The 15,041-nt window shown below is 39.8% G+C and carries 12 protein-coding genes and 1 pseudogene; 6 read left to right on the top strand and 7 right to left on the bottom strand.

Annotated features, from left to right (window positions below):
• Positions 1 to 116: 116 nt before the first annotated feature.
• A complete protein-coding gene (gene brnQ, locus CVD27_RS15460; protein ID WP_101648798.1) occupies positions 117 to 1,469 on the top strand; it encodes a branched-chain amino acid transport system II carrier protein in 1,353 nt (450 codons plus the stop codon).
• 205 nt (positions 1,470 to 1,674) lie between these two features.
• Here brnQ and CVD27_RS15455 read toward each other — a convergent pair whose 3' ends face one another.
• Positions 1,675 to 2,604 carry a DMT family transporter gene (locus CVD27_RS15455; RefSeq protein ID WP_101648797.1) on the bottom strand — a complete coding sequence of 310 codons (930 nt, stop codon included), beginning with the start codon at positions 2,602 to 2,604 and terminating at the stop codon, positions 1,675 to 1,677.
• Positions 2,605 to 2,753: 149 nt separating this feature from the next.
• Between CVD27_RS15455 and CVD27_RS15450 the strand changes: the two genes are divergently transcribed.
• The 4 genes and pseudogenes from CVD27_RS15450 to CVD27_RS15435 form a co-directional block, all read left to right on the top strand.
• The gene (locus tag CVD27_RS15450) at positions 2,754 to 3,338 is read left to right on the top strand and encodes a CBO0543 family protein (protein WP_101648796.1); all 585 of its coding nucleotides are present in this window, start codon (positions 2,754 to 2,756) and stop codon (positions 3,336 to 3,338) included.
• A 128-nt stretch (positions 3,339 to 3,466) separates the two neighbouring features.
• Positions 3,467 to 4,882 (top strand): aminotransferase-like domain-containing protein, encoded by a 1,416-nt coding sequence (locus CVD27_RS15445; RefSeq protein ID WP_101648795.1) that lies wholly within the window; start codon positions 3,467 to 3,469, stop codon positions 4,880 to 4,882.
• Positions 4,883 to 4,986: 104 nt separating this feature from the next.
• Positions 4,987 to 6,447 carry an alpha-amylase gene (locus CVD27_RS15440; protein WP_101648794.1) on the top strand — a complete coding sequence of 487 codons (1,461 nt, stop codon included), beginning with the start codon at positions 4,987 to 4,989 and terminating at the stop codon, positions 6,445 to 6,447.
• 185 nt (positions 6,448 to 6,632) lie between these two features.
• A pseudogene (locus tag CVD27_RS15435) lies at positions 6,633 to 6,755 on the top strand (KGG domain-containing protein); the annotation flags it as partial.
• 70 nt (positions 6,756 to 6,825) lie between these two features.
• Here CVD27_RS15435 and CVD27_RS15430 read toward each other — a convergent pair.
• From CVD27_RS15430 to CVD27_RS15405, 6 genes are all read right to left on the bottom strand, one after another.
• The gene (locus tag CVD27_RS15430) at positions 6,826 to 9,078 is read right to left on the bottom strand and encodes an EAL domain-containing protein (RefSeq protein ID WP_180960309.1); all 2,253 of its coding nucleotides are present in this window, start codon (positions 9,076 to 9,078) and stop codon (positions 6,826 to 6,828) included.
• A gap of 150 nt (positions 9,079 to 9,228) precedes the next feature.
• Positions 9,229 to 10,494: an MFS transporter gene (locus CVD27_RS15425; protein WP_101648800.1), complete on the bottom strand. Its 1,266-nt coding sequence runs from the start codon at positions 10,492 to 10,494 to the stop codon at positions 9,229 to 9,231.
• A 303-nt stretch (positions 10,495 to 10,797) separates the two neighbouring features.
• Positions 10,798 to 11,634, bottom strand: a complete 837-nt coding sequence (locus CVD27_RS15420) for an SDR family oxidoreductase (RefSeq protein WP_101648799.1) — start codon at positions 11,632 to 11,634, stop codon at positions 10,798 to 10,800.
• Positions 11,635 to 11,986: 352 nt separating this feature from the next.
• On the bottom strand, positions 11,987 to 12,475 hold the full coding sequence (locus CVD27_RS15415; RefSeq protein WP_101648791.1) for a hypothetical protein: 489 nt from the start codon (positions 12,473 to 12,475) through the stop codon (positions 11,987 to 11,989).
• A gap of 188 nt (positions 12,476 to 12,663) precedes the next feature.
• Entirely contained in the window at positions 12,664 to 13,320 is a 657-nt protein-coding gene (locus CVD27_RS15410) for a PspA/IM30 family protein (protein ID WP_101648790.1), read from the bottom strand.
• 2 nt (positions 13,321 to 13,322) lie between these two features.
• A complete protein-coding gene (locus CVD27_RS15405) occupies positions 13,323 to 13,727 on the bottom strand; it encodes a hypothetical protein (RefSeq protein ID WP_101648789.1) in 405 nt (134 codons plus the stop codon).
• Positions 13,728 to 13,992: 265 nt separating this feature from the next.
• On the opposite strand from CVD27_RS15405, the gene CVD27_RS15400 reads away from it, so the two are divergent.
• The gene (locus tag CVD27_RS15400) at positions 13,993 to 14,841 is read left to right on the top strand and encodes a nuclease-related domain-containing protein (RefSeq protein ID WP_257984378.1); all 849 of its coding nucleotides are present in this window, start codon (positions 13,993 to 13,995) and stop codon (positions 14,839 to 14,841) included.
• Positions 14,842 to 15,041: the final 200 nt, after the last annotated feature.

Genomic DNA, 15,041 nt, shown 5'->3' with positions numbered 1-15,041 from the left:
TTCTTGTTCTAATATTCAAATTATTTATATTTAAATAATATTATGATATATTATTTAAATATAAATTTAAATGATTGAATAAAATAAATTAAATCTATAAAGAAGGAGCATATTGTATGCAACAAAAAATATCCTTTTCAACCTATGCAGTCATTGGTACCATGCTGTTCGGAATGTTCTTTGGCGCAGGTAACTTAATATTTCCTATTCAAATGGGACAACTTGCTGGTACACACTTTTGGCCTGCTTTAATCGGCTTCCTAGTCACAGCCATCGGCCTACCTTTTATAGGGATTTTAGCTTTCGGCTTATCTGGCAGCAGCGGTCTGCGTGACTTAGCAGGGCGTGTCCATCCCGTATTTGGAGTCGTGTTCTCCATGGCGCTCTACCTAACCATCGGACCGTTTTTCGCGATCCCGCGTACAGCCACTGTCCCTTTTGTTGTCGGATTTGAACCATATATTAATCCAGCGCAAACCAGTTTATTTCTTGGGATTTTTAGCTTCATATTTTTTGCCATTGTCTATTATTTTTCTTTAAATCCTGCGAAAATTATCGACTATATCGGAAAATATTTAACACCAGCCTTTTTAGTGTTTTTATTTGTGCTAATCATTATCGCCATCGTCAAGCCTATGGGCAGCTTCGATAAGCCGACTGGTGACTATAGCGGATTAGCTTTTATTACCGGCTTCAAAGAAGGCTACAACACCATGGATGCCCTCGCCTCCCTTGCATTTGGTATTGTGGTCATCAATGCCATTAAAGGACAAGGCATCACCGATACGAAGACCATTGCGAAAGCCACTTGGAAATCAGGTATTTTCGCCATGGCCCTCATGATGCTGATTTACGGCCTCATTACCTATATGGGGGCATCAAGTGTATCAGCGATTGGTACCTTCGATAATGGCGGGTTGATTTTTGCTAAAGTGGCTCAGCATTATTTCGGGCCATTCGGTGCCATTTTACTCGCAATTATTATTGTACTAGCATGTTTGAAGACGAGCATTGGACTTATCACCTCTTGTAGCGAGTTTTTCAATAGTGTTTTTCCAAAGGTAAGCTATAAAATGTTCGTATTTATCCTATGTCTTGTATCATTTATCATCGCTAACTTCGGTTTAAACAATATTATTCAATACGCTGTTCCAGTATTAATGTTACTGTATCCATTAGCCATTGTTCTGATTTTATTGGCGCTATGCTCACCATTATTTGGACATAAGCAAAGTGTGTATGCAGCGTCTATGTTCCTCACTTTTTGTGTAAGCTTCTTCGACGGGTACAGTACCTTAGCAAGCAGCTTACCAGGAGCAACGATCACTATATTCGAATCCATTAAAGCAGCTTACATTGAGTATTTACCACTCTACGATATTGGTCTTGGCTGGATCTTACCAGCAATCGTTGGTGTGATCATCGGCTATTTCTGGCCAACAAGCTCTAAAAAAGTAGCCATTCAATAATATAAGAACAAAAGCGCAAGCGCCTTGGTCAGCCCCGACAAGCATAAGACGAGCCGGCCGAAAGGTTGCTTTTTAACCTTTTGGACGGATTGGCTGTAGACCATCGAGGGGCTAGGCGCTGGAGCTAGACGTTTCTAAACCTGTAAAAAGTTATCCACAAGTTGTAAATCTATAATTTCCTAGACCACGAGAGAACCACCCTTTTTCAAACCGGGTGGTTCTCTTGTTTTATAGAACCTCTATTAACCCTTAGATTGGACCTCAAATTAGGCAGCGAGATAATAATTGTTCCAAGAATAATCGTTAATGCACCTATACCAGACACCCAAGAAACAACTTCATGATAAAAAACCACTCCCATGAGCATCGCTAATATCGGTGAGACAAACAGCCAGGTCGACGGAAAAACAGGGTTTGTCTTTGAAACCAGCCAGTAATAAAGACTATGCCCAAGCATCGATCCAAACACAATCAAATAAAGATACGAACCAACCGCCGCAGGACTGACTAAAGATCCCCAATGGATATCTTCTGTCACAAGAGACAAGAGCATGAGCAGAATTCCTCCATGCATCATTTGAACCGCATTTAAGGCAATCGGGGAAATCTGATCAAATTGATTAATAACTTTTTTGGAGTAAATGGTTCCTGATGCATAGAACACCTCCCCGACAATAATCAACAGACAGCCTCCCAGTACAAAGGAATTCATATGAAAGGTAAAACTCGGCAAAATGAGAAGAAATACTCCCACAATTCCAACGAGACAGCCAATCAAGGAACTAAGACTCGCCTTCACTTTTAGAAAAAGAGCTTGGATGAGCAGGATCATCATCGGCCCCGTAGCAGACAAGACTGCAGCTGTTCCTGATGGAACAAACTGTTCTGCCCAATATAAGGTAGCAAACGTCCCAAAGGTCAATCCAATCCCCGTCAACAGCATTTCCTTTCGAAAAAACAAACGCAGAGGGGTCTTTCTTTTTATTAACATGACGGTAAATAAAATGATACCAGCTATAAAAAAGCGGAGCCCCGCTGAGAAAAATGGCGGCACACCGGCATCAATCCCAATTTTTATGGCAAGAAACGTGGTACTAAAAATCAAACACATAAACAAATAACCAAACAAAACCATGTCTATTCCTCCCTTTGCTCCATTATAGGGGAAAGAGAATAGAACAGATGACGGTGAATAGACCAGATAGAAATGCAAACCTTCTAAACATATGTCTTTTTAAATGGGTAACACTAAAGATAATTACTTCTAAATAAAGGAGCCCTACAATGTCAGAAGATCCTCGGATAATTCAATTTGATCAGGCCGTTAGATTAAGGAAAGAGTCAACAGATGCAATCATTGATTATTGGAATGACCATTCGCTTTATTTATCTTTGGAGTACTGGATGATGGTTGGCATATTAGTTGTACCACTTATATTTCTTGTGTTTAAAATTGATAAGAGTAAGATTTTTTTAATTGGTTTTTTTGGCTATAGTGTACATATCATTTTTGCTTATTTTGATATCTTTGGCATTAATAATGGATTGTGGAATTACCCATTTCAGGTTATACCTGCACTTCCAAGCTTATCACTCGATTCAAGTATCGTCCCTGTTTCTTTTATGCTTATTTATCAGTGGACCCTAAACCATGATAAAAACTTTTACCTGTACTCTATCATTGTTGCCGGAATATTTTCATTTATTTTTAAACCTTTGCTCGTTGCTTTAGGACTATTTAGGATGTATGGAGTAATCAATTATTTTTATCTTTTCGTTTGTTATGTAGTAGTAATCTTGGCAGCAAAACTAATAACCAATATATTTTTATGGCTTCAAAAAAGGCCGCTGAAAATATTTAATCATTAAGAGATTTATTCCGAAGCAGGGGGACGGTTCTCGTGCTTCCGAAGCATGAGAACCGTCCCCCTGCTTCCCCCTGCTTCACCCTTAATTCAAAAACATGATAAAATCGAGGAGGGATAGGAGGAAAACAGATGAATGGGGATTTTTTGTTTAAACAAGTATATGATTATGTCTTAAACCGCATTGAACTCAATGAGTGGAAAGAAGATGATAAGCTTCCCTCGATTAGAAACTTAGCCGCTGACATGAAGGTTCATCGCTTAACGGTCTTAAAGGCCTATCAGCTGCTCAAACAGGAAAATCGAATCTACGCAAAAGATAAATCCGGCTATTTTGTGCAGTCCAGTGATAATAGTAAATATGATAACCAGGATATCCCAATGATTTCTGCCTACGTGCAAAAAAATCACTTATCCGAGATTCATAAAGTACCGGTTTCCTATCAATTTTCACAGGCATTAATTGACCCGAATCTTTTACCAAACCGCTATATTTCAGATTATGTAAAGAAAGTCTTTGACCTCTATCCGAAAGTTCTCTCTACCTACTCCACGGTTCAAGGTGACGAAGAGCTGCGCCAATCACTTTCCGGCTATTTTAATCGCCAATATAAGATGTTCACAAATCCTGACCATCTATTAATCACAACCGGCTCTCAGCAAGCCATCCATCTGATTGCCCAGGCATTTGTGAAAGCAAGAGACACCATTTTATTAGAGCGCCCAAGCTATAGTTCCGCGATTGATATGTTTCGGGCCATAGGAGCCAATATCATAACCGTTGACATCCATCCGTACGGATATGATTTAGAACAGATTGAACACCTCATGAAAAAACACAAACCCCGGCTGTTTTATCTGAATCCGACCTTTCATAATCCAACCGGATATACCGTCCCGCCTGCCCAACGGAAGCAATTAGTCCAATTGGCAGAGCAATACCGCTGTCTGTTAATCGAAGATGATGCCTACAGTGACATCTATTTCGATGAAGAGCCTCCAACGCCGATATACACCTACGATACTTCCGGTATGGTGATTTATATTAAAAGCTTTTGCAAATATATCTCTCCCGGGCTGCGAATTGCCGTGATGATGAATGGGCACGAGTCTGTGAGAAAATCGCTATTCACAGTAAAATCATTAGCGGATAATGGTTCTCCGTTATTAAATCAAAAGATCTTTCTTCATTATTTTTCTTCTTCAAGACTCCAACAACACGTCGAGAAACTGCGAATCGCCTTGCAGATACGAAAAGAAATCATGGAAAAAGAGCTATCTGCAGCCAATTGGCAATGGACCAGCCCAAATGGCGGCTTGAACTTATGGGTACAGCTTCCTGACCACCTCTCAACCGAGGACTTATTAACCAAAGCAATCGATCAATCAATCTCCTTTGTTCCCGGCCAAATATGTGACCCGTTAAAACAGCCCTCCTCATGGCTGCGCTTAAGTTATTCCTTTGCCAATGAGGAGCAAATTTCGAAAGGGATACGTAAGTTTATCAATCTAGTACAAAGGGACGGTTCTCATGCTTCAGAAGCATGAGAACCGTCCCTTTGCTTCCCTTTTCTTCCGCTAGGATTAACTTGTTATCAAAACGGGTAATTATTCAATGCTTAATTAATTGATGAACAAGGGGGAAGCAGTACATGGAGAGAAATAAAACGATTATGCAATTTTTTGAGTGGCATCTGATGCCGGATGGCACTCATTGGCACCGTCTGAAAGAATTGGCCCCGCAATTAAAAGAAAGCGGCATCTCCGCCATCTGGATCCCTCCGGTGACAAAAGCATCTTCTCCGGACAATAATGGGTATGCCCCATATGATCTATATGATCTCGGTGAATTTGACCAAAAAGGATCCACCCGGACCAAGTACGGCACGAAGGAGGAATTACTAGAAGCAATCGCTGCCTGCCACAACCTTGGCATAAAAGTCTATGTTGATGTGGTAATGAACCATAAAGCCGGTGCGGATGAAACGGAGCAATTTAAAGTCGTTGAAGTGGATCAGGAGGACCGCACAAAAACAATTTCTGAACCCTTTGATATTGAAGGTTGGACAAAGTTTACCTTCCCGGGCCGCGGCGGAAAATATTCTTCTTTTCAATGGGGGTTTGAGCATTTTAACGGAACCGATTGTGATGAAAAGACAGGTAAACTAGGCATCTATAAGATCCTTGGAGAAGGCAAGGATTGGAGTAAGAAAGTCGATGATGAATTCGGTAATTACGACTATTTAATGTTAGCCAATATTGACTATAACCATCCAGAAGTCAAAGAAGAAATGATTCAATGGGGGAAATGGCTGGCTGATACCCTTCAATGTGATGGATACCGCCTTGATGCCATCAAGCACATCAATCACGATTTTATTCGAGAGTTTGTAAATGAAATACTTAATCACCGAGGCGAGGATTTTTATATGGTAGGGGAATTCTGGAAGCACGACTTAGAGGCCTGCCGAAAATACCTTGACCATGTCGACTATAATATAGATTTATTTGATGTTGCCTTGCATTATAAATTATGCCAAGCCTCCAACGAAGGAAGAGACTTTGATTTAACAAGCATTTTTGAGGATACCCTTGTAAGTTCACACCCCGGGCATGCCGTTACCTTCGTTGATAATCATGACACCCAGCCCCAGGAATCCCTGGAATCATGGGTACAAGATTGGTTTAAGCCTAGTGCTTATGCCTTAATTCTTTTAAGACAAGATGGTTATCCATGTATCTTCTATGGCGATTATTACGGAATCAGAGGGCCAGAGCCGGCAGAAGAAAAACAGGAAATTCTCGATTCCCTGCTAGATGCCAGATACCATAAAGCCTACGGCGATCAGCAGGACTATTTCGATCATCCAAACACCATTGGCTGGGTTCGGCTTGGTATCAAAGAAATTGAACACTCCGGATGTGCTGTCGTCATTTCCAATGGAGATGAGGGTGAGAAAAGAATGTACGTTGGTGAGCAAAAGGCTGGAGAAACATGGATAGACCTGACAAACTCAAGGAATGAGGAAATCCTCATTGAAGAAGATGGCTATGCCACCTTCCCAGTTAACGCAGGAAGTGTGTCGGTATGGGCATACCAACCAAAGGAATAAGATATAAGGCTGTTTCCCGATTCAGGAGAGCAGCCTTTTTTTAAAAAATTTCTAAACCAACTGGAGAAAAAATGGTTTGAATGCCCAGCATCCGGGTACATAAATAAGGTAAGTCAAGAGCCATTCCAAATTCGAAAAAGGAGGAATCTATCATGACCAACAATCGAAACAAAAAAGACGGAAGTATGACGGTGGAAGAGGCTGGCCGTAAAGGCGGGGAAGCGACTTCTAGAAACCATGATAAAGAATTTTACCAAGAAATCGGCCGTAAAGGCGGAGAAACACGGTCGAAACAACGTGATAAAGATTAAGATCGGTCAAGTAAAGGGAGAAGATTACTCTTCTCCCTTTTTGCTGGATGGCTTTTATTAGGAACGGTTAGTATGTGATGGGGAACCTAATTTCAACGGTTGTCCCTTGATTTTCGGCACTTTTTATCGTGAGACACCCATTATGTTGTTTGACAATTCTAAAGCATAACATTAAACCTAAACCAGTCCCCTTTTCTTTGTTGCTATAGAAAGGCTCTCCCAATCTTTTAATGCGTTCTTCACTAATCCCAATTCCATTATCCATTATCTTTATAAGGACATAATTCCTTTCTAAAATTCCAACTATATGAATCGTGCCTGACTTTATAGTAGCTTCCATGCTGTTTCTGATAATATTAATGAAAACTTGCTTAAGTTGATTACGATCACACATAATTGGAGGCAGCAGGTCGTCATATTCTTGATAGATTTGAACATTATTTAGATTGGCTTCTGGCCGGAGCAATGTCACTACATCTTGAAGAATCGATTTGAGATCGAACCTTTCCAATTTGAATGGTTGTGGTTTCGCTAAGTTTAAAAATTCCTGAAGAATATCTTCAAGCCTTTCAAATTCTTCATATATCACTTTAAAATATTCTGGTTTATGAATCCCTTGCTGGAACAGCTGAATAAATCCTTTAATGGATGTAATCGGGTTTCTAATTTCATGGACAACACCGGCAGCTAATTCTCCGACGATCGCTAATTTTTCTGATTTCGCTAACTGTTCTTCCGTTCTTTTTTGCTCTGTAATATCTCTCCCTGCAATGATCATATGTTCCATTTCACCGTTACTGCCAAACACCGGTGTGCAAATACCTTCAATCAAAACGCAATTTCCATCGGAATGTAAAAATCGTGCTTCCAAGCGTGAGGAAGGGATTCTTTTTAGGATTTGCCGATATTGCTTCATGACTTTATTTCTGTCCTCGGGGTGAATTAATTGAAACGCGCTTCCACCTTCGTAGGATTTTGTTGGGGCCCCAAGTACCCTGCCAAGAGAAGGAGAAGCATATAAGACCTTTCCGTATTTATCCAACAACATAAGGATATCACTCATATTGTCTGTTATAAGGCGATATCTGGCCTCGCTTTTTCGTAAAGACATCTCCGCCTGTTTTCGTGCGGTTATATCACTACAAGACCCAATGACCTCGATGATTTCCCCGCCTTTTATGATGGGGCGCAAGCTAGCAAGATAATCAATTCCATTAATATGCCCTTCATAATGGACAAGTTCTTCCCCATCCCATGCCTTCTGGTAATAGGTTGTTTTATCCAAAGCATATTCTAAAGGAAGAAACTCATCTAGTCTTTTCCCCACCACTTGAGCAGGAACCAATCCCATTTGGTATAGTAATTCCCCATCACAGAGGGTATGAATAAATTGTCCATTAATCCTCTTAAACTTAAATATCATTCCTTGCTGCAAACGAACAGTATCTTGTAACTCTTTTTTTGCTTGATTCAATAACTCCTCATACCATATCCGGTTTCTTGTATTCTCGGAGATGCCATGCTCATTGACAATCTGTTGAACCTCCAGAAGGTTATCTTTTAACTCCTTTGCCGACATAGGCTTACTGAAGAAATATCCTTGGGCCTGGTCACACAAATGCTGTTGGAGAAAGATGAGCTGTTCCTTTGTTTCCACACCTTCGGCTACAACCTTCAAATTTAAATTGTGTGCGATGGAGATAATCGTTTTAACAATCGCCTCATCATTTGGATTATTATGAAGTTCTCGTACAAAAGACTGGTCAATTTTTAATGTATCAATCGGTAATTCCTTTAAATAACTTAAGGAACTATATCCGGTCCCAAAATCATCAATACTGATAGATACTCGAAGATTCTTCAGCTGCTGTAAGGAGGAAATGGTATGTTCAAGATCAGGTTTTATACTTTCCGTTAATTCAACCTCTAAATAGTGTGGTTCAAGACCTGTTTTTTCAAGAACCTCTTCAATGGTCTGAACTATATTTGAGTTAATGAACTGCTTTTGCGATAAATTGACAGAGACGGCGGTGTAAAAACCGTGATTTTGCCAGGTTTTAATTTGTTGACAAGCAGCATATAGAACCCACTCACCGATAGGTATAATCAAATCTGTATCTTCGGCAATTCCAATAAAACACTCTGGTGATACTATTCCCCATCTTGGGTGATTCCACCGAATTAACGCCTCTACCCCAACTAGCTCACCTGTTCTTAAATCCAGCTTCGGCTGATAGTGGAGGAAAAACTGGTTCTGTTCAATTGCCTTTCGCAGCTCTATTTCAATTTTTATCCTATTATCGTAGATAGAGTTATTCATAGTCGATTCCCCATTATGATAAATATATTGCAAGTTTATCATACTTAGAAAATTAAATAACCGTGTTTTACTAGGCATAAAGGAGGAAAAATTTTACCAACCGCAAAAAAAGATGACCCAACCTGAATAGGTTTGAGCCATCTGTAAAAGTTAAATACTCATATTTAAGTCTGTTTTTTTACTATTTGGATACTTGATCGGACGAACAAAACGGATAACAGAAAGGGAAGCAAATACAGCCAATCCGCCGGCTAATAAGAATGCAGACGTAAACGAACCGGAACGATCCACTAGATACCCTGTTAATGCTGGTCCAATAATTCCTGCTGTATTAGCTAAGAAGTGCATAAATCCACCTACAGATCCAACACTTTTTTGCTCGACAACATCCTGGACGATCGCCCAGTAAATGGCCCCTGTCAGGTATAGGAAAAATACGGAAAATGCAACCAAAGTTACTGCACTAACGGTTGTTGTTACAAGACCAGCCCCTCCAATACAAACCGCTGAAATAAAGAGACAAGTGACAAGAACAACTTTTCTGGAGAATAAAACACCTTTGTTTGTGAATTTTTTGAAAACAAAATCTGAAACAAATCCGCCAGACGCAAGACCGATAAATCCTACAATCCATGGAATCATGGTAATTACACTCATTTCCTTCACATCCATATGACGGGCATCTACTAAATAACTTGGGAACCAGGTTAAGAAGAAGAACAAAATATAGTTATAGGCAAAGAAGGCAAACGCTGTAAATAATACGGTCTTTTGTTTCAAATAAAAAGTTAATGGGCGTCGTTCCTGTGAAACTTGGTCCATTTTTACCACCTTTTCTTTTTGAGAAGAGGCAGCCGGCTTTTCCTTAACAAATTTCCACCATAACAGGGCCCAAACAAGACCAATAATCATGATAAAAATAAATGATATCTTCCAGCTGAAGGTAATAGCGATAAAACCTACAATCGGACCTGAAATGGCCCCGCCAAGTGGTGTGCCGCTATTTGTTAAACCAACAGCAGACGCACGCTGGTCAGACGGAAACCAGTTATTGACCATTTTACTGATGGTTGCCGAAAGCGGACCTTCCCCCATTCCGAATAAAACACGAATGACGATTAAACTTGTAAAACCAACGGCCAAGGCAATCGCGCCGCTAAATAATGACCAAACGATCATCGCTACAAACAAGGTAAGTTTGGCACCGTATTTATCAGAAGCCATTCCACCAATAAAGTTAAAAATCGCATAACCAACAGAAAAACTACTAAAAATAATTCCCATTTGTGTCGCTGATAAATGTAAGTCTTCTTTAATAAATGGAGCACCAATTGATAAGGCAGAACGGTCTAGATAATTAATGACGCCGGCTAAGAATAATAAAATTAGGATTGGCAGTTTATCTTTCGAAAACATTTTTGCTAACATACAGTAACCTCCTCATATCCTGTCAACGCTTCCAAAATTACTTTTTAAAAAAAGCTGTGTTAAATTTGGCTGTTGATTTCCGCTCCAGGCGCTCAGCACACCCGCGGGCGTGCCGGTGAGCCTCCTCGGCGCATAAGCGCCTGCGGGGTCTCACCTGCCCCGTACTCCCGCAGGAGTCGAGCGCCTTCCGCTCCAATCACCAGAGTTTAAAAAACAATATCGTTTAACAGAGCCTAAAAAAAGGGTTCCGTACGAACGACACTTAAGGAATCATTCGCACATCATCTATACTTAAACACCTGAGTAGGCTAAAAAGCCCCCATCCACCGGTACTGTGATACCTGTGATAAACCCTGAATATTCTTCATCTAAAAGCCAAAGCATGGTTCCTATTAAATCCTCCGGTTTTCCAAAGCGTTTCATAGGGGTTCCGGTAATAATTTTTTTCGAACGATCGGTATAGCTTCCATCTTGGTTCAGCAGCAGGTTTTTATTTTGATTGGTCAGGAAAAATCCTGGCGCAATCGCATTCACTCGTAAGCCTGCTTCCGCAAAATGAACCGCCATCCACATTGTAAAGTTATTTATGGATGCTTTCGCTGCACTGTAGGCAGGAACTTTGGTCATTGGAGCATAGGCACTCATCGATGAAAAATTAATAATGACCGGCGCCTTTGCCTCGAGCAATGTTTTCCCAAATACCTGACTAGCAAGAAAAGACCCAATAAAGTTACTATCAAATACTTTAGAGAAGCCATTTGGATTTAACTCGAAAAAGGACTGCCCACTTCCGTTTTCTTCATATGTTTCTGGTCCAGTTATGGCGTCAGGATGGTTGCCTCCTGCACCGTTAATTAAAATATCAACGCTTCCAAAAGATTCTAGGATGATTTGTTGGGCGTTCTCCAGGGATGATTTATCCAAAACATCCGCTGCCACAGCCAGGGCCGTTCCACCTGATTGAACAATATCGTCTACTACCTTTTGTCCCTTTTCAGCTGTTCGATTTAAAATGGCTACTTTTACTCCATGGCGGGCAAGTTCACGCGCCATCTCCGAACATAATACACCGCTACCCCCGGTAATAACAGCCACTCTTCCATTTAAATTTCCATGAATGGGGAGCATTTGGAATCCACCTGCTTCCTTTGTTAGATTTGTATGTATCCTATATGCGGTATTGTTAGCTAGTTTAATAGATTCATGGACTTGGATGCTTTCAACTAGTTCCATTAAAAATCCAAAGGAGTTGACCTCCTTATGTTCATGTTCTACTATTTTATGTAACCGCTTTATATGGTGATTATACTAGTATCCTTGTATACAAGTCAACAATGTTTTTGGATTTTCTTAATGATGTAGGAGAATATAAGGTTGAAATGGTATTCTGATATATTTTTTAACCTGCTTCATTAGCAAGTAATTCTATGTCACCCCAAAACAAAAGAGCTGCCACCGCAGCTCTTTTTTATAAGCCTAACTAATCCTGCTTGCACTGAATCAACTTACGATGAAAAGGTAATAAAAAAGCATATACAACAAAATACAAAGGAATGGAGAAGAAGAAACTCCAGCCATGAGCCTTCATATAGCCTACATTCCTCATCGCCCACTCAATGAAAATAGAAATGATCGTGAAAAGAATCGTCAATTTCCACTTATTAGTCGTCTGCTCTAAGTAATTTAAATAAATAACTGCCATAGAAGAAGGGATTAAACTGTAGCTTAAAAACTCACCTATCCCGGTAATTTTCGGGTGGCCGAAATCCACAAGATCTAACATTTTTCCAAACAAGGAATCCGAAATCCAAGCAATATAACCAACGATTCCAAAAGTAACATAAAATTCTCTCCAATCGATCTCCTTCTTTGGCATAAAAAGAGCATATATAAACAATAGCAGCGAGATTATGATTGGCAGCCAAACTCCTTTAGAATGCAAATCTAAATTCTTTATAATTGAACTCAACGTATTCACCTCATCGCATAGTATCTCCGGATTTAAGGTAAATATTTCAAGTCATACTGGATAGTAAGATTAATCTTAAAAAACACAAAAAAGTCCTTTCCTTTAGAGGAGGACTTTTTCAATAATAAAGAATTTAGAAGGGAAACTCCCAGCCTTTCTGATGGTGCTTCCCTTCCTTGACTAAATGATCATTGATTCTTTAGCTTTTCTAGCTCCTTACGTACCTCTTCTTCATTCACATAGTTGCCATACGCCGCATCAAACTGGGCTAATGGAGCGGAGAACTGATTTCCCGCCTGCACTTCGGCTTCCATCAATAAGATCCGCTCCTCCGCACGGGCGACTCCTCTAGCAATATCATCCGTATTAAAGGAAACCGTAACCTTCTGAATTTGTTTCATGGACTGAGCCACATTCGCACGGGAAGCTAACAGGATTTTCTTTTGCTGCATTTGGTTATCCGTTTCCTTCAGCTGATCTAATTTTTCTACAAGGATTTGGGTTTGTCCCTTAATCGACTCTAATTGATCTACATAAAGTTGTAATTGGTTTTCTTGGCTAAGTTTTTCTTGCACAGCTAATTTGGCCATTTGCTCGTCGCCTTGTTCAATGGCTAGTTTCGCCTGGCGCGTACGCTTGTCCACTAACGATTTAGTTTGAGAAATGAGGGCTGCCTGCTTTTTCTCTACAAAAATTTGTCTAGCTAAAGCTTTTTGACCTTTTGTGATTTCCTGTTCCATTTCTCTAGAATACTCATTTAACATCGCAATTGGATCTTCCATACCATCTAATAGTCCATTAATTTCCGCCATGGTAATGGTCTTTAATCTTTTAAAAATACCCATTTTTATTCATTCTCCTTTTTAGTTAAAATATTTTTTTCCCATTGATCTAAAATGTTGGCATTTTGATTGGTAACAGGTATTTGTGAACCTGCTAGAGAGGTGTCAATAAACTGCTGCATAGAAGATGCCTTCGATTTCTTTCTCAGCCATCTTACTAGCAGCACGAGGACAGCTAGTCCAATAATTAAGAAAAGCCAAGGAAACCCGCCGCCATGATGAGCACCATACATCATCTGACGGCCCCCAAATCCGCCGCCGTGGCCCATTCCACCAGGACCATGTCCTCCTTGTGGACCTCTAGCATACGCGCTGCTTCCTCCTAGTAGAAAGTGGAGGACGTTGATTACTAGTACACTAGAAGCAACGATCACTCCCCAGAAAATACCCTTTTTCACTTTTGTATTCATGTCTCTTATCTCCTTTCGTTTATCTTATGTAATGAATAGTAATAGAGTTTGGTGAAATCTTGGTGAAAAGAAAAAACTAAATTTAAAATTTTAAATGAGTTTTGAAGTACGCAATGTTAACAAAGTATTCAAATCATTTTTGGGCTGGTTTTTGTACAATGAATATGGAGTATTTTAATAATAGGAAAGGAAGTTTGATATGCCTCCTTATAAGAAGCGAATAAAATCAAATGAATTGAAGGCCCTGTGCTCTTTAAATGCACGAATGGAGTTATCCTCAAAAGACAAGCAGCGTTATGCTTACCTTGAAAAAGGTTACGAGGGGGAGTTATTCTTTGACCGACTAACATCAAAGCTCCAAAATGATTTATACATTTTAGATGATTTGTGCCTTGAACATAATAATTCAGTTTTTCAAATTGATACATTGATCATTTCTCAGCATACAATCTATCCATATGAAGTGAAAAACTATGAAGGTGATTATAGGTATGAATCAGGAAGTTTTTATCCTAAGTTATCAAATGACGAAATAAAAAATCCATTGGATCAATTAAAACGTAGTAAAGCCCTTCTCCGCCCTTTACTTAAAAATCTTGGCTTTCAATTACCTATTGAAGGTTACGTAACGTTTGTAAACCCTTGTTTCACTTTATATCAAGCCCCCTTAGGCGAGCCGATTATCCACCCCACTCAGCTAAATGCCCTCATGAAAAAATTAAATGAAATCCCGTCAAAACTAATGAACCGTCACAAAATGCTTGCTGATCAATTAATTTCAATGCATCAAACTAAATCTCCCTATACGCGTTTTCCCTCATATACCTTTAATCAATTGGAAAAGGGACTTATATGCGCAAAGTGTCTATCGCTTATATCTTTTATAGAGGACCAGCGGAGGATTGTCTGTAAATCATGTGGATACGAGGAAACAGTCGATTCGGCTGTTTTAAGGTCTGTGGAGGAGTTAGTCCTGCTTTTTCCTGATATAAAAATCACTACTAATGAGGTTTTTGAATGGTGTAATGTGATTGAATCTAAAAAACAAATTTGTCGAATCCTAAAACAAAACTATACTATGAAAGGTTTTGGAAAATGGACTTATTATGAATAAAAAGAGATTTATAGTCTAAGATTTTACTGTTGCTCCTATTGTTCGTACGTAGGGGGTACACTAACTGCCCCCTAGGTGCTTTTTTCCCTTGCTAGATCTTTTATGACTACGATTGACTACCCTTGGCTCTCTCTTTTCTCTGGCTCGGTCGACTATACCCTCGATTGGCTACCCTCCGTTCTCTCTTTTTCCTTACTCGG

The sequence above is a fragment of the Neobacillus cucumis genome (assembly GCF_002860255.1).
Taxonomy (GTDB): Bacteria; Bacillota; Bacilli; order Bacillales; family Cytobacillaceae; genus Neobacillus; species Neobacillus cucumis_A.
The sequence above is the reverse complement of the archived record's forward strand: the minus strand, read 5'-3'. Positions and strand labels throughout refer to the sequence as shown.